This is a genomic window from Clostridium sp. LS, from assembly GCF_002760435.1.
GTDB lineage: Bacteria > Bacillota > Clostridia > Clostridiales > Clostridiaceae > Clostridium.
In genome coordinates this window covers 40,279-64,173 of the sequence record NZ_AUUU01000031.1, presented here as the reverse complement: position 1 = coordinate 64,173, position 23,895 = coordinate 40,279, and the positions used below count along the sequence as shown (strand labels likewise).

The following is a 23,895-nucleotide window of genomic DNA, read 5'->3' as shown; positions in this document are numbered from 1 at the left end:
TAATTGATAACTGTTAACTGAGTACGGGGGGAATATAAATGTCAATTAAAATAGGTCTTGCAGGTAATCCGAACTGCGGAAAGACTACTATGTTTAATGAACTTACAGGGTCATCTCAATATGTTGGAAATTGGCCAGGAGTAACAGTAGAACAAAAAGGTGGTAAACTAAAAGGAAGCAAAGATGTTGAGATAGTTGATTTGCCAGGAGTTTACTCTTTATCTCCATATACTATTGAAGAAGTTGTTACGCGTAATTTTATGATAAATGATAAACCAGATGCAGTTATAAATATTGTGGATGCATCAAATATTGAAAGAAACTTATATTTGACAACTCAAATTTTAGAATTAGGAATTCCAACAGTTGTAGCTCTAAATATGATGGATATTGTAGAGAGAAATGGAGATAAAATAGATATCAATAAGTTATCAAAAGTTCTTGGATGTCCGGTGGTGGAAACCTCAGCACTAAAAGGTAATGGTGTTAAAGTAGCATCAGAAAAAGCAGTTGAAGTTGCAAGAGCAAAGAAGAAACCAAATTTTGCAGTATCTTTTTCTGATGAAGCTAAAAGCGCATTTGAGGAAATAGAAAAAGTAATCAATAAAAGTATTCCGCACGATGGAATAGATGCTAATTGGCTTGCAATCAAGCTTTTTGAAAGAGATGAAAACATTATTGAAAAGTTTAATGTTTCAGAGATAACTTTCAATGAAATAGAAGGAATAATAAAAAAATATGAAGATGAACTTGATGATGATAGTGAAAGTATTGTTACAAGTGACAGATATGCATTTATAGGTGATGTTGTTTCAAGTACTGTTAAGAAAGCTAATAATGGAGAGGAAACCACTTCAGATAAAATAGACAAAATTGTTACAAATCGTTTCTTAGCACTTCCGATTTTTGCATGCATTATGTTTGGTGTATATTACATAGCAATAAGTACGGTTGGAATTATGATGAATGATTGGGTAAATAATGTGTTATTTCCAGAAGTAATCCAAGGAAATGTTACAGTATGGTTAGCGAATGCCAATGTTGCAGATTGGTTACAAGCATTAATTGTAGATGGAATTATTGGCGGAGTAGGTTCAGTAATAGGATTTCTTCCACAGATTGCGATATTGTTCTTCTTACTGTCAATTCTTGAGGACTGTGGATATATGTCTCGTGTAGCCTTTATAATGGATAGAATATTCCGTAAGTTTGGGCTTTCTGGAAAATCATTTATTCCAATGTTAATTAGTTCTGGATGTGGTGTACCGGGTATTATGTCATCTCGTACTATGGAAAATGATAGAGATAGAAAGATGACAATTATGTTAACTACTTTTATTCCATGTAGTGCTAAATTGCCTATAATTGCATTAATTGCAAGTGCACTGTTTAATGGCGCTTCTTGGGTAGCACCAGCGGCGTATTTCTTGGGAATAGCAATGGTTATAATTTGTGGTGTTATACTGAAGAAAACTAAATTATTTTCAGGAGATCCTTCACCATTTGTTATGGAACTTCCACAATATCATATTCCAAGTCTAAAGGGGCTTTTGATGCATGTGTGGGATAGATCAAAGGCATTTGCTTATAAGGCTGGGACAGTACTTTTCGCTGCTTGTGTTTTAATATGGTTCTTACAATCATTCAATTGGTCATTTGAGATGGTAGATGCGGGAGATAGTATTTTGGCAAGTATAGGTAATGTAATAGCGCCTATTTTTGCACCACTTGGATTTGGAAACTGGCAAGCAGCTGTTTCATCAGTTACTGGTCTTGCAGCAAAAGAAAATCTTGTTGGTACATTTGGAGTTCTATATGGAGTAGCTGGAGCAACTGAAAATGATCCAACGCTTATAGGGACTGTTTCAGGATTGTTTACACCAGCTAGTGGATTTGCATTTATGGCATTTAATATGCTTTGCGCACCTTGCTTTGCAGCAATGGCAACTGTAAGACGTGAGATGGGTTCATGGAAATGGACATGGATCAGTTTGGGATTCCAAACATTTACAGCATATATGGTTGCACTTTTAATTAATCAAGTTGGCAGTTTCATATTAGGTTATGGAAGTTTAATTGGAGCTTTAACTTCAGTAATAATTACTATAGCGGTTGTTGCAATAGTAATATTAACAGGAGGAAGTTCAAAAGAAAAACAAGTAGGAGGACAATTAAGTTATACAAAATAATAAAGAAAACATTACGTAGGTAAGTTTAAATATAACTACCTATTTAAATTCTAAAGTGAGGAGTGGTATTTATGGTAGCAACAATTATTTTGGGTGGTATTATTTTTGGAATGGTGGCACTTGTAATATATAAACAAGTAAAAAAAGCTAAGAGTGGAGAGAGTGGTTGTGGCTGCGGTTGCTCAAGTTGTTCTTCAGCTAATTCGTGCCATGGAGTAATGAGTCAAAAGAAATAAATGAATTAAAAAATAAATTTATGCCAAGTAGAAAACTAGAAAACTACTTGGTATTTTTGGGTTATACTTAGAAAGTTTTTAGGTATGTATAGTTTTTTCTGAAAATCAATAGAATTTATGGAATAATAATATTGACAAAACAATTAATATAAATTATAGTATAATTCATACAATGCTTATAAGAATAGTAAGAGATTCTGTTATATCTGAAATCTATTTTATGGATTTTCAGTATTTATTAACTTACTATTATTTTGAACAAGAAATAAGTTTAATAGAGTTATTATGATTCAATACCTACTAAACATATATGAAAAATAATATAATTGAAAGGGGCAAATATAATGAAAAAGACAAGAATTTTAAGTGTAATGCTATCAGCTACTTTAATAATGGGGGCATTTGTTGGATGTGGTAAGCAAGATACTAAGAGTGAAAGTACGGATAATAGTAAAAAGCCAGTAGAAATATTAAATGTATCATATGATCCAACAAGAGAATTGTACACAAAGTTTAATGAAAGCTTCATTAAGTATTGGAAAGATAAGACTGGACAAGATGTAACAATAAATCAATCACATGGAGGATCTGGTGCGCAGGCACAATCAGTTATTGGAGGGTTAGAAGCCGATGTCGTTACTTTAGCGTTGGGATATGACGTTGATGCTATAAGTCAGTCGGGGCTTATTAAGAGTGATTGGCAAAGTAAATTTAAAGACAACAGTGCACCATATACATCAACAATTGTTTTTCTTGTAAGAAAAGGAAATCCTAAGAATATAAAGGATTGGAATGACTTGACTAAAGATGGAGTTTCTATTATAACACCAAATCCAAAAACTTCTGGTGGTGCTAGATGGAATTATTTAGCTGCGTGGGCTTATGCATCAAAACAATATAATGGTGATGAAAAAGCTATAAAGGATTTCATGTCTAAGTTATATTCAAATGTTGCTGTACTTGATTCAGGAGCTAGAGGAGCAACAACAAGTTTTGTTGAAAGAGGATTAGGAGATGTGCTTATTGCGTGGGAAAATGAAGCTCTTTTATCACTTGATCAACTTGGAAAGGATAAATATGAGGTAGTTGTACCGTCATTGAGTATTTTAGCAGAACCATCAGTCGCAGTAGTTGATAAAGTAGTTGATAAAAAAGGAACACGAGAAGTTTCACAAGCTTATTTAGATTATTTATATACTAAAGAGGGACAAGAAATAGCAGCTCAAAACTACTATAGACCTAGAGATAAAGAAGTTGCTGAAAAGTATAAGAATACTTTCCCGGATGTTAACTTAGTTACGATTGATGGCGAATTTGGAGGATGGGCAAAAGCACAAGCAACGCACTTTGCTGATGGTGGAACATTTGATCAAATTTATATTCCAAAGAAGTAAATAATTCAAAAACCTACTAATATAAGTATCTATTTATATTGGTAGGTTTTATTTGGGTTAATTATAATATTTTTCGAGCAAATTTATTGACAAAAGCATGAATTTACTTTATAGTATATTTCATATAAAGTTTATAAAATTAGTAGGAAATCAGGTAAGATTTATAAGAAAAAAATAAAAATACTTAATAAGAATACCTAGTATTATTTCCCATGAAAACTGATATTACGGATTGGTTTGGAAATAAAAGTAATATTATTTTGGAGCATATTGTTAACCTAAAAGCCTACTAAACATATATGAATAATTAAATATTTATAATAAGACGATAGGGGCGAACATTGTGAAAAAAACTATAATTTTAAGTTTAGTGCTTTCAACTGCTCTAGTAATTGGGGCTTTTGCAGGTTGTGGGAAGCAACAAGCTAGCAATGGTAAGAAATCAGTAGAACTTTTGAATGTATCATATGATCCAACAAGAGAGTTATACACAAAATTTAATGAGAGTTTTGAAAAGTATTGGAAAGAAAAAACTGGACAAGATGTAACAATAGATCAATCACACGGAGGATCTGGTTCACAGGCACAAGCAGTTATGGGAGGATTAGATGCTGATATAGTTACTTTAGCATTAGGATATGATATTGATGCTATAAGTAAGGCTGGCCTTGTGGATAGTGATTGGCAAAGCAGGTTTAAAGAAAATAGTGCGCCATATACATCTACTATTGTTTTTCTTGTTAGAAAAGGGAATCCAAAGAATATAAAAGATTGGGATGATTTAACGAAAGATGGCGTTTCAATTGTAACTCCTAACCCAAAAACTTCAGGGGGAGCTAGGTGGAATTACTTAGCGGCATGGGCATATGCGTCAAAAAAATATAATGGAGATGAAAAATCCATAAAAGATTTTATGTCTAAGTTATATTCAAACGTAGTTGTACTAGATTCAGGATCAAGAGGAGCAACTACTAGTTTTGTTAGAAGAGGATTAGGAGATGTGCTTATTGCTTGGGAAAATGAAGCTATGTTGTCATTACAACAGCTTGGAAAAGATAATTATGAAATAGTTACTCCATCATTAAGTATTTTGACAGAGCCATCAGTTGCAGTGGTAGATAAAGTTGCTGATAAAAGAGGGACCAAAGAAGTTGCTGAGGCTTATTTAGATTACTTATATACCAAAGAAGGACAGGAATTAGTAGCTGAAAATTATTATAGGCCAAGAGATAAAGAAGTTGCTGAAGAATACAAGGATACATTTCCAAAGTTGGATCTTGTAACTATAGATGATCCATTGTTTGGAGGATGGAAAAAGGCACAATCGACGCATTTTGCTGATGGTGGAACATTTGATCAAATCTATATACCAAAAAGCTAATAATATTAGAGTGGAATTTTAAAGAGTATTAATTATTTTCGTAGAGTGGGGGATGAATATGAGCAAGTCAAAAAGAGTTATTCCTGGATTTAAATTGACAATGGGATATTCTCTTGTTTACTTAAGTCTTATTGTCTTAATTCCTTTGTCAGCTTTGGTTATAAAGTCAGGAGGAATGGGATTAGATAAGTTTCTTAAAACCGTATTAGATTCAAGAGTATTACATTCATATCTAGTTAGTTTTGGAGCAGCATTTATAGCAGCAATAATAAATAGTATATTTGGAGTGATTTTAGCATGGGTTTTAGTAAGATATGATTTTCCATTTAAAAGATTTATAGATGGAATAATTGATTTACCATTTGCCCTTCCAACAGCGGTAGCAGGTATATCTCTTACTACTTTATATTCTGAAAATGGGTGGATAGGAAAGATATTTTATTCTTTTGGAATTAAATCTTCTTTCTCCATTTTAGGAATTGTTATCGCTTTAACATTTATTGGGATTCCGTTTGTTGTAAGAACTATTCAGCCAGTTCTTGAAGATTTGGATAGTCAATATGAAGAAGCAGCAGCAATGCTTGGAGCTAGCAGAACAAGGACTTTTTTTAAAGTAATATTTCCAGAAATATCAGCACCATTATTGACAGGTTTTGGTTTGGCTTTTGCTAGAGGTGTTGGTGAATATGGCAGTGTAGTTTTCATAGCAGGAAATCTTCCAATGAAAACAGAGATTGCACCTCTTTTGATTATGTCAAAATTAGAACAATATGATTATAGCGGTGCTACTGCAATAGCATTAGTTATGTTAGGTGCTTCATTTTTAATATTATTTGTCATAAACGGAATTCAGCTATACAATAGTAAATTAAAGAAGATATGAGGTGAGTAGTAAGTGAAAAAGACATCAATGCATAGAAGGGAAAATAAATTCTTGAAATATGGTTTAATAGGTATAAGTGTATTGTTTCTTATATTAATGCTTATTATCCCACTAATATCTATAATTTCGGAAGCTTTGGCCAATGGGTTTAATGGATATGTTAAAGCAGTTTCAGATGGATACACTCTTAAAGCTATGAACCTTACACTAATAGCTACGTTAATAGCAACAATTATGAATACTATATTTGGTATATGTATTGCGTGGGCTATTACAAAATTTCAGTTTAAAGGAAAAAACCTGTTGGGAACTTTAATTGATTTGCCATTTGCGATTTCACCTGTAATTGCAGGGTTGATATTTGTACTAACTTTTGGAAAAGGAAGTTTTTTGGAAAGTATTTTAGTTGAAAATAATTTGAAGATTGTTTTTGCTGTACCAGGAATAATACTCGCAACAATATTTGTAACATTTCCATTCGTAGCAAGAGAAATAATACCTCTTATGAATGCTCAGGGGACTGATGAAGAAGAAGCAGCGGCAATGATGGGAGCTAATGGCTTTAATATATTTAGAAAAATAACTCTTCCTAATATTAAATGGGGACTTATATATGGAGTGATACTTTGTGCGGCAAGAGCTATGGGAGAATTTGGAGCAGTTTCTGTAGTATCTGGCCATATTAGAGGAAAGACAAATACTTTACCATTACACATTGAGATTTTATATAATGAGTATCAATTTTCAGCAGCCTTTGCAGTTGCTTCTATATTAGTTATTATTGCAATTGTTGTTTTAATATTACGTAACATTGTGGAATGGAAAAGCAAGAAGGGGGTTTAGGACATGTATGTAGAATTAAAGAATATTAATAAAAATTTCGGAGATTATAAAGCCTCTGATAATGTTAATTTTAGAATAGAGCAAGGAAAGTTAATTGGTCTTTTAGGTCCAAGTGGAAGTGGTAAGACTACAATACTTAGAATGATAGCGGGGCTTGAAACGCCTGATGACGGTGATATCATTATTAATGGGGTTAAGGTTAATGATATAGAAGCAGGAAAAAGAGGAATAGGTTTTGTTTTTCAAAGTTATGCTTTATTTCGTCATATGACAGTTTATGATAATATAGCTTTTGGCCTTGTAGTGCAGAAGGCTAAAAAAGACTATATACATGAAAGAGTTATGGAGCTCATAGAGCTTATAGGTCTTAAAGGACTTGAAAAAAGATACCCAGGACAATTGTCTGGTGGGCAAAGACAACGTGTAGCCTTTGCTAGAGCACTTGCACCTAATCCACAGCTGTTACTATTGGATGAGCCTTTTGCAGCTATAGATGCAAAAGTAAGAAAAGAGCTTAGGAGATGGCTTAGAGAAACAATTTCAAAATTAGGAATAACAAGTATCTTTGTAACTCACGATCAAGATGAAGCAGTAGAAGTAGCAGATGAAATAATAATAACTAATAAAGGTAAGATTGAGCAAAAAGGAACTCCTGTTGAGATATATAAAAATCCAAAGACTCCTTTTGTGGCACAATTTATCGGTGAATCAAATCTTATAGAAGATTATACTAAGCTAAAGGGATTTGAAGCTGTAAACCCTAAAGAAACAAAGGCAATAGTACGTCCGGAATTTATACAAATAGCTAAAAATGACAAAGAAATATTAACTCCTCTTGCAGCAGAAAAAGGAATTATAAAAGATATTGCTTTTAGAGGAAATAATCTTGAAATAGATGTACAGGTAGGAAACCAAATACTTTATGCATACCGCAGTTTAGAGGATGAAGAACTAAAAATTGGCGAAGAAGTTTTAGTTTTAATTCATAGAGTTTATGCATTTAATGAGAATAGCGCTAATGTTGTAGAAAACAAAATTAAGACAGAAGAAATGTCTGTATTTATTTAGTAAAAATATTGACCTTAGAAAAAGGAGATATGCTATGAGTAAGAACGTTCAAGTAAAACAATTAGAGACAGATATATTAATTATTGGCGGGGGTACTGCTGGGTGCTATGCAGCACTAACAATACGAGAAGAAAATTCTAATGCATCTGTACTTATTCTCGAAAAAGCTAATATTAAAAGAAGCGGCTGTCTTGCAGCAGGAGTAAATGCAATTAATGCTTATATAGTTAAAGGAAGAACTCCAGAAGACTATGTAGATTATGCTAAAAAGGATGCGGATAATATTGTAAGAGAAGATTTACTACTTACAATGTCACAAGGCTTAAATAAAGTAACAAAAAAACTAGAAGATTTAGGGCTTGTTATTTTAAAAGATGAAAATGGTGAATATGTAGCTAGAGGAAATAGAAATATTAAAATTAATGGTGAAAATATTAAACCTATTTTAGCAGATGCAGTTAAAAAGCTTCCAGATGTTACAGTTATGAATCAAGTTAATGTTATTGATTATATTGTAAAAGATAATCATATACTTGGAGCCTTTGCAGTAGGAGTTGAAGATGAGACTCTATATGAAATTAAAGCTAAAAAAGTAATATGTGCTACAGGTGGAGCAGCAGGGTTATATAAACCTAACAATCCAGGGTTCTCAAGACATAAAATGTGGTATCCTCCATTTAATACTGGAGCGGGATATGCTATGGGAATAAAAGCTGGAGCTGAAATGACAACTTTTGAAATGAGATTCATTGCTTTAAGATGCAAGGACACTATAGCACCTACAGGTACAATTGCGCAAGGTGTTGGGGCAAAGCAAGTAAATTCAAAAGGTGAAGTATATGAAACAAAATATGGATTAACTACTTCAGAAAGAGTTTATGGCACAGTAAAGGAAAATCAAGAAGGTAGAGGTCCTTGTTATTTAAGAACAGAAGGTATTAGCTCTGCCCAAGATGAAGAATTGAAGAAGGCATATTTAAACATGGCACCTAGCCAAACTTTAAAATGGATAGAATCAGGCAAAAATCCAAGTGAGCAAAATGTAGAAATTGAAGGTACAGAACCATACATAGTAGGTGGACACACTGCTAGCGGATATTGGGTTGATACTAAAAGAGAGACTACAATAAAAGGTCTTTATGCAGCAGGTGATGTAGCAGGTGGATGTCCGCAAAAATATGTTACAGGTGCATTAGTAGAAGGTGAAATTGCAGCAAAAGCAGCAGTAGAAGCAATAAATAGTGATGAGAATAATATTACTTTATCAAAAGCTGAAGAAGACTCACTGATAGAGAAAAAGAAAGCAGAAGTTGAAAAAGTATTAAATTCTGAAAATCAAATATTCAATGTTGAACAACTTGAAGAAGCAATGCAGAAGGTAATGGATACTTATGCAGGTGGAATTGGAAGTAGTTATCAATTCAATGAAAAGCAGCTTGAACTTGCTGCTGAGAAAATTGAGCAAATTGAAAAATTAAGTGAGAATCTGCACGCAGAAGATATGCATGAGTTAATGTTTGTATATGAGTTAAAAGAGAGACTTACTCTTTGTAAATCTGTAATTGCTCACTTAAAGGCTAGAAAAGAAACTAGATGGCATAGCTTTGCAGAGAATCTTGATTATCCAGAAAAGAGTGACGAATGGCTTAAATATGTTAATTCAAAGCTTGAAGATGGAAAACTTACAATTTTATATAGAGATTTAGTGGGAAGAGGTGAAACATATGAGCATAGCAATAGATAAGAATAAATGCATAGGATGCAAAAAATGTTTAGCTGTGTGTCCTGGAAGTCTTATAAAATTAAGAGATGATGGAAAAGTTTATATAAAATATCCTAAAGATTGTTGGGGATGCTCTTCTTGTATAAAAGAATGCCCTACAGGTTCAATTTCATTATATCTAGGAGCAGATATGGGTGGAAGAGGAAGCAAACTTACAGTTAAATTTAAAGATGATATTGCGGATTGGAAAATTGAAGAAACTGATGGAACAGAGCATTCAATTAAAATAAACCGTAAAGATTCGAATCAATACTAAATTCAGTTAACAATTTACAATTAACAGTTTACAGTTGAAGTATGAAAGTCCTTGACTTTTATCAGAGTAATTCTACTTTATGAATTCAAGAAATCCTGTAAGGAAAGTGATGCTTGAAAAAGTGGGAATCAAAAAGTAAAGCTCCAAATTTTACATTTGGTTAGCTGCACTTTCACATAGTGCATTTTATATTTTGTTCTTTGAGCTTTCTCTTTAGAACTTTAACTACAATTGTAAATTTTTAATTGCAACATATAAATTTCAAAATTTTACTTAGTACACAAGGGGGACTAATATATGAGTGAATTATCACATCTTGATAAATTAGAAGCAGAAGCAATTTATATTATTAGAGAAGTAGCTGCAGAATGTGAAAAGCCAGTAATGTTATATTCTATTGGTAAAGACAGTTCAGTTATGTTACATCTTGCAATGAAAGCATTTTATCCTGAAAAACCGCCATTTCCTTTTATGCATATAGATACAACATGGAAGTTTAAAGAAATGATTGATTTTCGTGATAATACAGCTAAAAAATTAGGAATAGAAATGATTGTCCATTCGAACGAAGATGGAGTAAAGCAAGGAATTAATCCTTTTGATCATGGTTCAGCATATACTGACATTATGAAGACTCAAGCTTTAAAACAAGGTTTAAGCAAATATGGGTTTACAGCAGCCTTTGGTGGTGGTCGTCGTGATGAAGAAAAATCTCGTGCGAAGGAAAGAATTTTCTCTTTCAGAAATGAAGCACAAGCATGGGACCCTAAAAATCAAAGACCAGAGATGTGGAAACTTTATAACACTAAAATAAATAAAGGTGAAAGTATGAGAGTTTTCCCAATTTCAAATTGGACTGAAAATGACATATGGCAATATATAAAGCGTGAAAATATTGATATCGTGCCTCTATATTTTGCAAAAGAAAGACCATGCATTGAGCGTGATGGTAATATTATTATGGTAGATGATGATAGATTGAAACTATTACCAGGTGAGAAGGTTGAACATAAAACAATAAGATTTAGAACACTTGGATGTTATCCATTAACAGGTGGTTTTGAATCAGATGCAGTTACTTTAGATGCGATTATTGAGGAAACCCTTAGTGCCGTATCATCTGAGAGAACAACTAGAGTTATTGATAGTGAAGCAGCAGGTAGTATGGAAAGAAGAAAGAGAGAGGGGTATTTCTAAGATGAAGAGCTTATTAAAGTTTATAACATGTGGTAGCGTAGATGACGGAAAATCTACTCTTATAGGACATATTTTATATGATTCAAAGCTTTTATATGCAGACCAAGAAAAAGCTTTAGAATTAGACAGTAAAGTTGGAAGCAGAGGCGGAGCAATAGACTATTCTCTATTATTAGATGGCTTAATGGCAGAACGTGAACAAGGAATTACAATAGACGTTGCATATCGTTATTTTACAACTGATAATAGAAGTTTTATAGTAGCAGATACTCCAGGACACGAAGAATATACTAGAAACATGGCGGTAGGTGCATCTTTTGCAGAGCTTGCTATTATATTAATAGATGCAAAGCAAGGAGTACTTGTTCAAACAAGAAGACATGCAAGAATTTGTTCTTTAATGGGTGTAAAACATTTTGTATTTGCAGTTAATAAGATTGACTTAGTAGGATACAGCCACGAGAGATTTCTAGAAATTGAAGATCAAATTAAAGAATTAGTAAAAGAACTTTCATTAGAAAATGTTCATATAATTCCAGTATCAGCTACAGAAGGGGATAATGTTACAAAGAAGTCAGAAAATACTCCGTGGTATAATGGAGAGGCACTTTTAACATATCTAGAAAATGTAGAGATTGATAATAAATCAGAAGAAGGCTTCTATATGCCAGTTCAAAGAGTATGTAGGCCTAATCATACTTTTAGAGGATTCCAAGGGGAAATTGAAGCAGGAAGCATCGCTGTAGGAGATGAAATTACAACTCTTCCTAGTAATGAAAAAGCTCTAGTAAAAAGCATTCATGTTACAGATAAGGAATCACAAAGTGCAGGGCAAGGACAGGCGGTTACAATACAGCTTAATAAAGAAGTTGACGTATCAAGAGGCTGTGTACTTACAAAAGGAACTAGCATTGCTCCAAGCAAGCTGCTTAGTGCAAAAATTCTTTGGATGGATGACTCGGAATTAACAGCAGGCAAAGAGTATTTTGTTAAAGTAGGAACTAAGATGTTAACTGGTGTAGTAACAGATGTAAAGTATAAAATTGATGTTAACACTGGAGAACATTTACCAACTGGCTATTTAACAAAAAATGAAATAGCAGCATGTGATATTTTACTTTCTGAAAAGATAGTAGTTGATAAGTTCGATGCACATAAAACATTAGGAGAACTTATTTTAATAGACCGTATCACTAACATGACATCAGCTTGTGGTGTTATAGAAGATGTTCATAATAATGATGCTAAAAATGGAAAATTTGCTTTTGAATACAATGAATTAAAAGCAAGAGGAGACATTTTTGAAGAATTCTATTATGATACAGAAACTCTATCTATATTCAAATATAAACCAGAAGAAAAAACTTATACTGTAGGCGATGAACTTCCAATAGAAGGTGATAGTTACCAATATCCAGAAAACTTTGATTTATTAGTTCTTCGTGATGGAGTAGCAATTGAAGTAAGAGATAAGAAAATTGCTGGCATTAAATTAATTGATGAATATAAATATCAAGAAGTTCCAGTTATAAATGGTAGAGGATTTGAAGTTAAGGTAAATTCCAATGAGGAAGTTACAACATTCTTAAATGAATATAAAGAAACTAACGAGAAAACTCTAGGAGATTTCTTAAATAAATGGGTTAGATTTGAGACTTATAGAAAAGTAGTTTTTCATAGTACTAACTAGGAAATACATTGACTAATCAATTATATTCGTTGGAATAAAGTTTAGCATCAATAGATTGTAGATACAATTTATTGATGCTTTTTTTTTCATTAAATACTGAAATTTGTATTTGCATATTTTTAGGATAATGAGTTTAATAATTATTGCAATATTTAAATTACATATTGGAGATTAAAGCAATAAACATCACAAAATGTGATAAAATAAATGTAGGTTGTAGGTTTTAATTATTAACTAAAGTTAATATCGTATTTTGTAGCGAAAGGATAAAATTACATGGAAATTATTTCAACAATTGTTGGGCAGGTTAGCATTATGTATGTGTTAATGGCAATTGGATTTATTGTTTACCGTAAAAATTTAATTAATGAAGAAGGAGCTAAACAAATTTCTAATTTGTTAGTTTGGGTAATTAATCCATTAATTATGTTGACTCGTTATCAAATGAATTTTTCAATGGAGAAGCTCGAAGAGCTTGGAATTTCATTTTTAGTTTCCTTATGTGCAATGCTAATTGGATTCCTTATAGGGAAAATTATATTTAAGAAAAATCAAAGAATTGATAAATTTGCAATTGGATTTGCTAACGCAGGGTTTATTGGGATTCCTTTAGTAACTAATCTAATGGGAATAGATAAGGTCTTTTTTTTATCAGCCTATTTAGTTTGTTTTAATATTTTGAGTTACACTTATGGAATATATATGGTATCAAATAATAAAAATTTAATCACGGTCAAAAGTGTTTTGTTAAATCCAGGAATTATAGCAGTAGCATTTGGACTACTTATTTTTGTTTCACCAGTTAAATTACCATCACTTTTTTATGATGCTTTTAATTTAGTTGGGCAGACTAATACACCTATAGCAATGATTTTACTTGGTACATATATTGCAAAAGCTGAGCTTATTACACTATTTAATGATAGACATGCATATTTTGTGGCAGCTATAAAGCTTGTTGTAATTCCAATAATAATAACTGTTCTATTTAAGTTTTTACCTCCATATCTGGTAGAAATAAAAAAGGTTGTATTAATAGCTATGTCTACTCCTGTAGGTCTTACAGTACCAATGTTTTCTCAAATGTATGGAGGGGATTATGAGTATGGGGCTAAATTAGTTGGATTAAGCACATTGTTATCATTAGCGACTATACCAGTAATTTTATTTTTTGCTAATATTATTTGGTAAATGGTTATATTAAATAATAAATGACCATAGCAATTTTAACCATATCATCAGATAAATTTATATAAGAATGAGGTTTAGAAGAATCAAACACAATTGAATCTCCAACATTTAAAGTATAATTTGTATTATCAACATTTAAAGTTAATTGTCCATTATAAACGATTATGTATTCTTGGGTTTTTTCACCATGGGGGTTAGAGTCATATGAACTATTGCCATCCAATTCTACATGAAATAGCTCAAAGTTTCTATTTGTATTACTTGTAAAATAGCAATAAACTCTAAATTTATTATCTGAGGATTCTTGTTCCGTAGAATCTTCTTTTTTTATTAAGATATTATTGTTTAATGGTTCATCAATAAGAGTAGTATATGGAATTTTTAAACCGTTAGCAATTTTCCATATTGTATTTATTGTCGGGTTAGATTCACCGCGTTCAATTTGTCCAAGCATTACTTTACTAACGCCACATATCTCAGAAAGTTTTCCGAGACTTAGCTGCCTTTCGCTCCTTAATCTTTTTAGGTTACTAGCAATAATATTATTTAAATTCATATTTCCACTCCTTGACAAATATAACGTACAAAAGTAAGATATAACATATAGAAAGTATAACGTACAATGTATATATTATATATTACGATTTTATATAAAAACTATCAAGGGGGCATTTTATGGAATTGGGGAAAATACCAGATAATTCGTACAAAGAAGAAGAAAAAAATAATTTGGATCACTTTATTAAAGGAATAAAAGACTGCATTCCAACTATTTTTGGATATTTAAGTTTAGGACTTGCCTGTGGAGTTTTAGGAAAATCATGTGGATTAACAATTTGGGAAGCCATGGGGATGAGCGCATTTGTTTATGGAGGATCGTCTCAGTTTATTGCTTCAAGCATGATTTTATCATCAGCGTCAGTGCCAAGTATAATATTTACTATCTTTTTTGTTAACTTTAGGCATCTATTTATGAGTGCATCAATTGCACCATATTTTAAGAAAAACTCATTGCTAAAAAATCTCTTTATTGGTGTACTGTTAACTGATGAAACTTTTGCAGTAGCATCCGAAGAAGGAATTAGGAAAAATAAAATTAATAATTTATGGATGATTGGATTAAATATTACTGCATATATAAATTGGATTATGGCTACAGGGGTTGGGGTTCTTTTAGGAAGTGTTATCCCAGACTACAAAGCTTTTGGCTTAGATTTTGCATTAGCAGCTATGTTTATAGGATTACTGATTTCAGCTATAAGGGTAAACTTAAAAATAAAAAAAGCAATAATAATAATTTTTACTGCAGTAATTATACTTATAATCAGCACGAAATTTGTTTCAACTAGCATCGGTGTAATTATAGCAGCGACCAGTGGTGCATTAATTGGGGTGGTGATTAAGGAATGAATTATTATGTATGGAGTGTCATTCTAGGGGGATGTATTGTAACTGTACTTCCAAGAATACTCCCTATAACTATATTATCAAAGATTAAATTAAATAAGAGAGTTGAAGAATTCTTAACATATATACCAATATCAATTTTAGCGGCTTTAATAGCGGTAGAACTTTTTACAGTAGATAATAAGTTTTCAATCGATGGGAATTTTTTGGAGTTAATAGCTGCAATACCAACAATATTAGTTGCTATTAAAAAAAATGAGTTATTATTAACAGTAGTTGTAGGAATTATATCAATTGCAGTTTTAAGATTTCTATATTAATAACGAGGATTAGATTAAAGGTATTACATTTATGTAGATACCTTTTTTATTTGACTTGGAATTTATATAAGTGTATTATCTTCTATAAGTAAAGGATAATAATGGTTATAAATTAATGATAAAGGAATAACAAAATGAAAGATAAAATAAAGTTAACAGCAAAAACTAAAATTTGTATTAAAAACAGTATAATACTTTCTATTATAATTAGCATTTTTGCACAAATATATATATATCCTTTTAGCAATAAGTTCGTTTTGGGAGCTGGAGTCATTGTAATAGGTTTTGTTTTTTCCATATCTGAAAATATATACCCATTTATAATAGGAGTAATAGCGGGAATTTTAACAGCATTCATCAGAAGTATGGGGTTAATAATAACTTCTTCCAGTTATTCAAATGATATTATATTGCAATTTATACCAGCTGCCATTTTTTATATTTCTTATGGAATTTTAGGCACAATATTTCCGTTGAATAAGAAAAATAAATCCATAATGTATTTATATTTTTCTTTAACCTCTTTTGATATAATATGCAATGTTATAGAAATAGAAATTAGGAATATGTTTTCTATATCAACAATGGAAGTGATTATAGTTACAGGCCTCATTCGAGCATTTATTCAATGTTCTGCTTACTTATTATACAATTATCAGAAGTTATATATTAAAAATTCAGAGCACCAAAATCGTTACGCTGAGCTAAATTTAATGGTTTCTAAAATATATGCTGAAGCATTCTATTTGCAAAAATCCACGCATGATTTAAATAAAGTAATGAAGGAAGCATATGATTTGTATGAAATAAATAAAGGTAAATCAGAATTTTCAACTAAAGCTTTAGCTATTGCTCAGAATGCTCATGAGATCCGTAAAAATAATGATAGGGTTCTTAGAGGAATAAATCAATTAGTAGAAAATGTTGAAAAAGCAGAATACATGACTATTTCAGAAATTTTTTCTATAATAGAAGATAGTACAAAAAGACAGGTAGATAGTATTAATTCTAGCATTTTTATAGAATTTAAATTAGAAAAAGATTGCTCAATTAAAAGATATTACGATATTTTTGCAATTTTAAATAATTTAGTTATCAATGCTATTGAAGCATGTAATTATAAAAATACAATTAGTGTAACAGGGAAAGTTTTAGAAAAAGCATTGATGCTTAAGGTTTCAGATGATGGGACAGGCATCGATGAAGAAGTATTACCATATATATTCAACATCGGATTTTCTACTAAATTTGATAAGAATACTGGAGCAATGTCTTCGGGAATAGGGTTGTGCCACGTTAAAAATCTTTTGGAGGATTTAGGTGGAACAATAGAAGTTAAAAGTAATTCTAATATTGGAACCACATTTGTGATTAATATACCAATATTAAGTTTATAAAGAATTTATATTAAGGGAGTATTTATGGAAACAACATTTGTAATTATCGATGATGATATAGCGATATGCAAAATTTTAGAACAGACAATTAAAAAGAATAACTTAGGAAAAGTTTTATCAATTTTAAATTCAGGAAAAGATGCAAAAGATATAATAACCAAATTAAATCCTGACATTGTATTAGTTGATTTGTTATTACCGGAAGTAGATGGTATAGAAATTGTAAAAAACTCATATGAAAGTGGATTTAAAGGTAAAATTATAATGTTATCTCAAGTAGAGGAAGGCGAAATGATTTCTAATGCTTATAAAAGCGGAGTACTTTTTTACATTAATAAGCCGATTAATATGATTGAAACAATTAGTGTTATTAAGAATGTAAAAAAGCAAGTTGAATTAGAAAAATCTATATTAATGATAAAAAGCGTGATTTTTCCTGACAATATTGAAAAGACTAAAGAAGTACAAAATGATACAAGTTATTCCTCTGCTGAAGATAAGCTGTTAAGAATATTTTCGGATGTTAATATAGTAGGAACTGCTGGTGTAGATGAGTTAAAGCTTGTAATATTAAATATAATTGATAAAAAGAAAATAAATCCATCTAAGCCATATCAGCTAAAAGAAGTTTATATGGAAGTTGCAAGAGAATTATATGGTAAGGAACTTGCAGCTATTAATTGTAGAGCTATGGAACAGCGTATTAGAAGAACGATTACCAAGGCAATGACATCTATAGCTAGTTTAGGAATTGAAGATCTAAATAATAACATATACAAAGAATATTCTTCATCCCTTTTTGAGATTAAACAAATAAAACAGGAAATGAGATCTCTCAAGCAGTCTTCAACAAAACAGGGAAAAATAAATACTAAAAAATTTATTGAAGGTATATTAATTAAAATATTAAATTAGTATACAAACTACAATAAACTACAGAAAACACAGAATGCTTAAATCTATTGAATAAAATACTCTTAAAATATATAATCTATCTAAGATTTATGAAAAAGCGAAGGAGCTTTGGTGTATATGCCAAGGCTCTTTTTTTATACAACAAAATCTATTATGTGATAACTATTATTCGATTTGAAATAAAAGTTTAAATAAAAGGGGGGCAATAGATGATTAGGCTAGAAAACGTAGTTAAAAATTTTGGGGATGTTCATGTTTTAAAAAATGTAAACTTAACTGTTAATGAAGGAGAAAAGTTAGTTGTAATAGGACCAAGTGGATCTGGAAAATCGACTCTTATTAGATGTATTAATTATTTAGAGGAACCTACTTCTGGAAAAGTTATTGTAGATGAGTATGACTTGAGCTTGAAAAAAGATTTGGCTAAAGTAAGGCAGTCTACTGCAATGGTTTTTCAGCAATTTAACTTGTATCCACATATGACCGTATTAGAAAACTTAACTTTAGCACCTATAAAACTTCAAAAGGTAAGCAAAAAAGAAGCAGAAGAATCAGGGAGAAAGTATTTAGAAAGAGTAGGTTTAAAGGAAAAGGCAGATTCTTATCCAAACCAATTATCGGGGGGACAACAACAAAGGGTTGCAATTGCGAGAGCACTTAATATGCATCCTAAAATAATGTTATTTGATGAACCTACATCAGCATTAGATCCAGAAATGATTCAAGAAGTGTTGGATGTCCTAGTCGGCTTATCTAAAGAAAATATAACAATGGTTGTTGTAACTCATGAAATGGGATTTGCGAAACAAGTTGCAGATAGAGTTGTATTCATGGATGGTGGTCAGATTATTGAAGAGGCTCCACCAAAAGAATTTTTCTCAAATCCAAAGAATGAGAGAACAAAAGCTTTTTTAAATAAGGTTATTAGATAACAAATCAAATTTTACATAAAAGTAATGAAAATAGGGGGATAAATAGATGAAGTTAAGAAAAGTATTTTTAGCGTTAGGATTAGGTATATGTATAATGATGGCAGGTTGTAGTTCAACTCCATCAACACAAAGCAGTGCAGGAGTAAATACAACTGAAGCAAAAGAAATACAAGCTATAAAAGATAGAGGAGTATTGAAGGTAGGAGTAAAAGTAGATGTGCCTAAATATGGTTATAAGAATCCTAAAACAGGTGAAATGGAAGGTTTAGAAATTGATTTATCAAAAGCAATAGCAAAAAAAATCTTAGGTGATGAAAATAAGGTAGAATTCCAAGGGGTAACAGCTAAAACAAGAGGACCGCTTCTTGATAATGGAGAAATAGATATGGTTGCGGCTACATTTACAATAACTGATGAAAGAAAAAAGAGCTATAATTTTTCAGATCCGTATGTAAAGGATGGTATTGGATTACTTGTTAAAAAGAGTCTTGGCGCATCATCACTCAAAGATTTAAACGGAAAGACTATTGGTGTAGCTCAAAGCTCAACAACTAAGGATGCGTTACAAAAGGAAGCTGAAAAGCAAGGAATTACTCTTAAATTTTCTGAACTTGGTGGATATCCAGAACTTAAAACAGCACTAGATTCGGGCAGAATTGATTGTTTTGCAGTTGATGCTTCTATTTTAAATGGATATGTTGATGATTCAACAGTAATATTAGATGATAGATATAATCCTCAAGAATATGGTATTGCAAGTAAAAAAGACAATACTGAACTTGCTAAAGTAATAAATGAAGTTATAAATGATATGAAGAGTTCAGGGGAATTAGATAAATTAATTAAAAAGTGGGATATTAAGTAATGAATGGACCTTTTTCAATATTTAAATGGGAAGCACTTTTTAAAGACTTTAACATATTTTTTGAGGGATTTGTAACAACACTTGAGGTTTCAATATTAGGACTTATATTAGCCCTAATACTTGGAACTATCTTTGGAGTACTTTCTACAAGTAAAATTAAGATTTTTAAGATTATATGCAGAATATATGTAGAGGTAATTCAAAATACACCTCTTGTAATACAAGTATTCTTTCTATTTAATGGATTGCCATATGCAAAGATTGTACTGCCAGTATTTTTAATAGGAATACTTGGAGTTGGAGTTTATCATGGTGCATATATTGCAGAAGTTGTAAGAACTGGTATAACATCAATATCAAAAGGACAATTTGAGGCTGCTAAGTCACAAGGATTTTCACATATTCAAACTATGAGATATATAATATTACCTCAAACCATAAAGATAATAATACCACCGCTTGCAAATCAAATGGTAAATTTGATAAAAAATACTTCTGTATTGGCTATGATTGCAGGTGGAGATTTAATGTACACAGCAGATTCGTGGTCTAGTGCAAATATGTACTATGGTCCTGCGTATGTTATAACTGGTGCACTTTATTTTGTGATTTGTTATCCATTGGCAATGCTTTCAAGAAAACTTGAACTTAGAGAAAAAAAGAAGGCTTTAATAAAGGTTGAAGATTCTATATCAGGACAAACTGCTGTAGTAGAAGGGGGGCTATAATAATGTCAAGTGTATTTAATCAAGCTAATGTATCCTTTCTTTTGCAGGGAATGGAATTGACTTTAATAATAGCATTTCTATCAATTATATTAAGCGTGTTTTTTGGAACAATTCTTGCAGTGTTAAGAAATCATTCAAAAGGGATTTTAGGAAAAATTGCAACAATATATATAGAAATTTTTAGAAATACACCAAACTTATTATGGATTTTAGCTATTAGGTTTTTAGTTCCTATAAAACCTATGAATTCAGGAATCCTCTCTTTTACATTATTTACTTCAGCTGCTATGGCTGAAATATTTAGAGGTGGTATGAATTCTATAAATAAGGGACAGTATGAAGCAGCATATTCCCAGGGATTTTCAAAGTTTCAGACGTTAAGATATATAATATTACCTCAAAGCTTTAGGCGTTGTGTTCCGACTTTTTTATCTCAAGCAATTACTGTAATAAAAGATACATCTTTTTTATGGGCAGTTGGAATAGAAGAATTTACAGGAAAAGGCATGATTCTTATGGGAAGTTTTGTTTCATCTTTTCAGATATTCTTGTTGTTTGGAACTATAGCAGCAACGTATTTCATAGTAAATTTTGCAATATCATGTTGTGTGAGGACTATTAGAACTGAGTATTAAGATTAGATAAAAATTAATATATTTATTTCAAGTGGAAAAATAGTAGAAGTAAAACAGTTTTAGTTTAACTCCTACTATTTTTTATTTGGTTTCAATTCCAATTAATACATTGGAGCAAGAAAGATAAATTCCTAGAAGTACGAATATAAGACTGATAATATGAATTGGTAAAATTTCTTCTCTTAATACTATTCCGGAGAGCAAAATGCTACTGAGTGGCATAACTCCTGTAAATACAGCAGCATTACTTGCATCTACTTTTGCAATTCCTTTAAACCATAGTATATACGAAATTACGCAAACAAATAATCCATAATATCCAATAGATAGGTATGCTGTCGTGTTAAAATTACAAAAATCAAAGGATAGAAAATCATGTAGCGCAAATGGCATGAAACATACAACTGAAAACATTGTAATTAGTGTTGTTCTATATATTGGTGGTATTGGAAATGCATTTTTCTTGCTTAATATGGAAAAAAGAGCTTCACATATTACTGCTAAAAACACCAATATAGTTCCTTTAATAGAGTTTATATTACTCATAGGTAAGATAAATAAGTTGTAAAAATTTACGAGTAATATCCCTATAACAACAAACACAATTCCTAGAATTCTGTTTAAATATAGTTTTTCTTTTAATATAAAAAAAGCTAATATCCCAATTATAGCTGGGGTAGTGCTAGTTACTAATCCACTTTCAACTGCGGATGTAAATTTTAATCCGAAAAAAAGTAGAGCTCTAAATAAGCAAATTCCAGTAATAGATTGAAGAAACAATATAAGCATTGTTCTCTTATTAATTTTAGGGATTTCTTTTTTTATTTTATAAGTTAAAGGCACCAGTATAATTAACGCTATCATAAGGCTCAATTCTGAAGCTAAGAAAACAGGCAAGGTTTTAACTAGCAATTTACTTGCCACAACTGAGCTGCCAGCTATAATCATTGCTAAGGTTAGTTCTAGATATGCACTAAGTTTATCTTTCATTTTGGATTCTCCTTCTATCATTGTAAGTTTGTGGTGTTTATTTTATAATATTAACATCTGTAAAGTGGTTTATGTAGTTCCAATTAATATGGCTTTTTACAGTACCACTTTCGTTAGGAGATGATTAAGTAATGTGGTTAAGCATAGATAGACATAGTGATATATCACTTATAAGACAGATTTATGGGCAAATAAAATTACTTATATTGGAAGGGAAATTAGTTGAAGGAAGTAAACTTCCATCAACAAGATGGCTTTCTGAAGACTTAAATGTGTCAAGGAATGTTATATTGGAGGCTTACGAGCAGCTTATGGCTGAGGGATATATTGAAAGCAGGCATGGATCAGGTACGATTGTTTCAAAAGGTACTTATTTTAAAAGAGAAGCAATAAAAGAAAATCAAGTTGTTTCAGCCAAGATTCAAAAAGAATATGATAATGATATCATTGATTTTAGATCTGGAATACCCGAATTAGGAATGTTTCCTAAGAAGGAGTGGGGAAATTTGCTTAATAAAACTTGCATTAATAACTCATGCTCAATATTTAGGTACTGTGATCCTGAAGGAGTAATTGAGCTAAGGCAAGAACTTTCAAAATACCTATTTAGAACTAGGGGAATACAGAGTAAACCAGAACAAATAGTAATTATATCAGGTTCTACACAAGGATTATCTTTAATATCAAAGATATTATACAAATCTAATGCAGAAGTTATAGTAGAAGATCCTATTCATTATGGGTTATTAAATGTTATTTCATCCTGCGGATATTCAATAAATCCTATTCCTGTTGATGATAAAGGATTAAAAACGGAAATGATGAATTCAATAGGTAAGGTTGAATTTGTATATGTGACACCATCCCATCAGTTTCCACTAGGTGGGGTTATGCCTATACAAAGGCGTATAGATCTAGTTAAATTTGCTGAAAAGAATAATTGTTATATCATTGAGGACGATTATGATAGTGAGTTCCGCTATGAGGGGCAACCAATAAGTTCACTTTATGAATTAGAACCTAGTAAAGTAATATATGTCGGATCTTTTAGTAAAATTTTAGCTCCAGCATTAAGGCTGGGATACATGATATTACCAGAAGAATTATTGGATAGATATAAGAAACTAAAAATGTACACAGATGTACATACTGAGTCTATTTCCCAACTTGCTTTAGCAAAGTTTATAAGCGAAGGAAAGCTAGAAAAGCATATATGGAAAATGAGAAAAGAATATACAAAGAAACGGCAGATATTAATTAAAAATTTAGATTATTATTTTTCAAATAAATATATTGTTAAAGGACAAGCGGCAGGGTTACATTTAGTAATTGAATTCGAAGATATAACTTTTAATGAGAAAATATTAGAGGAAATTATTAAAGAAAAGGTAAAAGTATACCCAGTTGAAAAATATGCAATAAATAAAGGCAATCATAAGAACGAAATTATTTTAGGATATGGGCATTTGAGTATTAAGGAAATAGAAGAGGGAATTAGAAGAATTGAGAAGGCTTTAACGCAATATATTAGATTCAAATAAAAAAATAAAATAAATTTCTATATTGACTTAAAGCGCACTTTAAGTGATATGATT

The 23,895-nt window shown here is 31.1% G+C and carries 23 protein-coding genes; 21 read left to right on the top strand and 2 right to left on the bottom strand.

Translation table 11 applies throughout. The features are described from left to right. The first annotated feature begins 38 nt into the window (after nucleotides 1-38). From feoB to COL3_RS08190, 12 genes are all read left to right on the top strand, one after another. Nucleotides 39-2,189 carry a ferrous iron transport protein B gene (gene feoB / locus COL3_RS08245; RefSeq protein ID WP_008428114.1) on the top strand — a complete coding sequence of 717 codons (2,151 nt, stop codon included), beginning with the start codon at nucleotides 39-41 and terminating at the stop codon, nucleotides 2,187-2,189. A 71-nt stretch (nucleotides 2,190-2,260) separates the two neighbouring features. After that, nucleotides 2,261-2,425 carry a FeoB-associated Cys-rich membrane protein gene (locus COL3_RS08240; RefSeq protein WP_008428112.1) on the top strand — a complete coding sequence of 55 codons (165 nt, stop codon included), beginning with the start codon at nucleotides 2,261-2,263 and terminating at the stop codon, nucleotides 2,423-2,425. 344 nt (nucleotides 2,426-2,769) lie between these two features. Continuing rightward, nucleotides 2,770-3,819, top strand: coding sequence for a sulfate ABC transporter substrate-binding protein (locus COL3_RS08235; RefSeq protein ID WP_008428110.1), 1,050 nt, complete (start codon nucleotides 2,770-2,772; stop codon nucleotides 3,817-3,819). A gap of 343 nt (nucleotides 3,820-4,162) precedes the next feature. Then, entirely contained in the window at nucleotides 4,163-5,200 is a 1,038-nt protein-coding gene (locus tag COL3_RS08230; protein ID WP_008428108.1) for a sulfate ABC transporter substrate-binding protein, read from the top strand. Nucleotides 5,201-5,258: 58 nt separating this feature from the next. Then, nucleotides 5,259-6,083, top strand: coding sequence for a sulfate ABC transporter permease subunit CysT (gene cysT / locus COL3_RS08225; RefSeq protein WP_008428107.1), 825 nt, complete (start codon nucleotides 5,259-5,261; stop codon nucleotides 6,081-6,083). Nucleotides 6,084-6,110: 27 nt separating this feature from the next. Next, nucleotides 6,111-6,926 carry a sulfate ABC transporter permease subunit CysW gene (cysW, locus tag COL3_RS08220; protein ID WP_180277928.1) on the top strand — a complete coding sequence of 272 codons (816 nt, stop codon included), beginning with the start codon at nucleotides 6,111-6,113 and terminating at the stop codon, nucleotides 6,924-6,926. Between the two features lie 3 nt (nucleotides 6,927-6,929). Then, entirely contained in the window at nucleotides 6,930-7,994 is a 1,065-nt protein-coding gene (locus COL3_RS08215) for an ABC transporter ATP-binding protein (protein ID WP_008428105.1), read from the top strand. A 34-nt stretch (nucleotides 7,995-8,028) separates the two neighbouring features. Next, on the top strand, nucleotides 8,029-9,738 hold the full coding sequence (locus COL3_RS08210) for an adenylyl-sulfate reductase subunit alpha (protein ID WP_008428104.1): 1,710 nt from the start codon (nucleotides 8,029-8,031) through the stop codon (nucleotides 9,736-9,738). Further along, entirely contained in the window at nucleotides 9,719-10,033 is a 315-nt protein-coding gene (locus COL3_RS08205; protein ID WP_008428103.1) for a ferredoxin family protein, read from the top strand. Before COL3_RS08210 ends, COL3_RS08205 begins: the two co-directional genes overlap by 20 nt. Nucleotides 10,034-10,330: 297 nt before the next feature. Beyond that, entirely contained in the window at nucleotides 10,331-11,230 is a 900-nt protein-coding gene (cysD, locus tag COL3_RS08200; protein WP_008428102.1) for a sulfate adenylyltransferase subunit CysD, read from the top strand. 1 nt (nucleotide 11,231) lies between these two features. Then, nucleotides 11,232-12,920, top strand: a complete 1,689-nt coding sequence (locus COL3_RS08195; RefSeq protein ID WP_008428101.1) for a GTP-binding protein — start codon at nucleotides 11,232-11,234, stop codon at nucleotides 12,918-12,920. A gap of 276 nt (nucleotides 12,921-13,196) precedes the next feature. Beyond that, on the top strand, nucleotides 13,197-14,111 hold the full coding sequence (locus tag COL3_RS08190; RefSeq protein ID WP_008428100.1) for an AEC family transporter: 915 nt from the start codon (nucleotides 13,197-13,199) through the stop codon (nucleotides 14,109-14,111). Nucleotides 14,112-14,115: 4 nt separating this feature from the next. On the opposite strand, the gene COL3_RS08185 is transcribed toward COL3_RS08190, so the two are convergent. After that, entirely contained in the window at nucleotides 14,116-14,667 is a 552-nt protein-coding gene (locus COL3_RS08185) for an XRE family transcriptional regulator (RefSeq protein WP_008428099.1), read from the bottom strand. A 119-nt stretch (nucleotides 14,668-14,786) separates the two neighbouring features. Here COL3_RS08185 and COL3_RS08180 point away from each other — a divergent pair, with 119 nt between their 5' ends. From COL3_RS08180 to COL3_RS08145, 8 genes are all read left to right on the top strand, one after another. Then, on the top strand, nucleotides 14,787-15,521 hold the full coding sequence (locus COL3_RS08180) for an AzlC family ABC transporter permease (RefSeq protein ID WP_008428098.1): 735 nt from the start codon (nucleotides 14,787-14,789) through the stop codon (nucleotides 15,519-15,521). Continuing rightward, the gene (locus tag COL3_RS08175; RefSeq protein WP_008428097.1) at nucleotides 15,518-15,838 is read left to right on the top strand and encodes an AzlD domain-containing protein; all 321 of its coding nucleotides are present in this window, start codon (nucleotides 15,518-15,520) and stop codon (nucleotides 15,836-15,838) included. Before COL3_RS08180 ends, COL3_RS08175 begins: the two co-directional genes overlap by 4 nt. Before the next feature lie 134 nt (nucleotides 15,839-15,972). Continuing rightward, the gene (locus COL3_RS08170; protein ID WP_008428096.1) at nucleotides 15,973-17,235 is read left to right on the top strand and encodes a sensor histidine kinase; all 1,263 of its coding nucleotides are present in this window, start codon (nucleotides 15,973-15,975) and stop codon (nucleotides 17,233-17,235) included. A gap of 24 nt (nucleotides 17,236-17,259) precedes the next feature. Continuing rightward, nucleotides 17,260-18,150, top strand: a complete 891-nt coding sequence (locus COL3_RS08165) for a response regulator (RefSeq protein ID WP_008428095.1) — start codon at nucleotides 17,260-17,262, stop codon at nucleotides 18,148-18,150. Nucleotides 18,151-18,359: 209 nt separating this feature from the next. Further along, nucleotides 18,360-19,082, top strand: a complete 723-nt coding sequence (locus COL3_RS08160) for an amino acid ABC transporter ATP-binding protein (protein ID WP_008428094.1) — start codon at nucleotides 18,360-18,362, stop codon at nucleotides 19,080-19,082. A gap of 46 nt (nucleotides 19,083-19,128) precedes the next feature. Beyond that, entirely contained in the window at nucleotides 19,129-19,947 is an 819-nt protein-coding gene (locus COL3_RS08155) for a transporter substrate-binding domain-containing protein (protein ID WP_008428091.1), read from the top strand. After that, nucleotides 19,947-20,675, top strand: coding sequence for an amino acid ABC transporter permease (locus tag COL3_RS08150; RefSeq protein WP_008428089.1), 729 nt, complete (start codon nucleotides 19,947-19,949; stop codon nucleotides 20,673-20,675). The genes COL3_RS08155 and COL3_RS08150 overlap by 1 nt, the downstream gene beginning before the upstream one ends. A 2-nt stretch (nucleotides 20,676-20,677) precedes the next feature. Next, nucleotides 20,678-21,310, top strand: coding sequence for an amino acid ABC transporter permease (locus COL3_RS08145; protein WP_008428087.1), 633 nt, complete (start codon nucleotides 20,678-20,680; stop codon nucleotides 21,308-21,310). A gap of 81 nt (nucleotides 21,311-21,391) precedes the next feature. Here the strand turns inward: COL3_RS08145 and COL3_RS08140 are convergent, their stop codons facing one another. After that, entirely contained in the window at nucleotides 21,392-22,300 is a 909-nt protein-coding gene (locus COL3_RS08140; RefSeq protein ID WP_008428085.1) for a DMT family transporter, read from the bottom strand. A gap of 131 nt (nucleotides 22,301-22,431) precedes the next feature. On the opposite strand from COL3_RS08140, the gene COL3_RS08135 reads away from it, so the two are divergent. Continuing rightward, nucleotides 22,432-23,841 carry a PLP-dependent aminotransferase family protein gene (locus tag COL3_RS08135; protein WP_008428083.1) on the top strand — a complete coding sequence of 470 codons (1,410 nt, stop codon included), beginning with the start codon at nucleotides 22,432-22,434 and terminating at the stop codon, nucleotides 23,839-23,841. Nucleotides 23,842-23,895 lie beyond the last annotated feature (54 nt).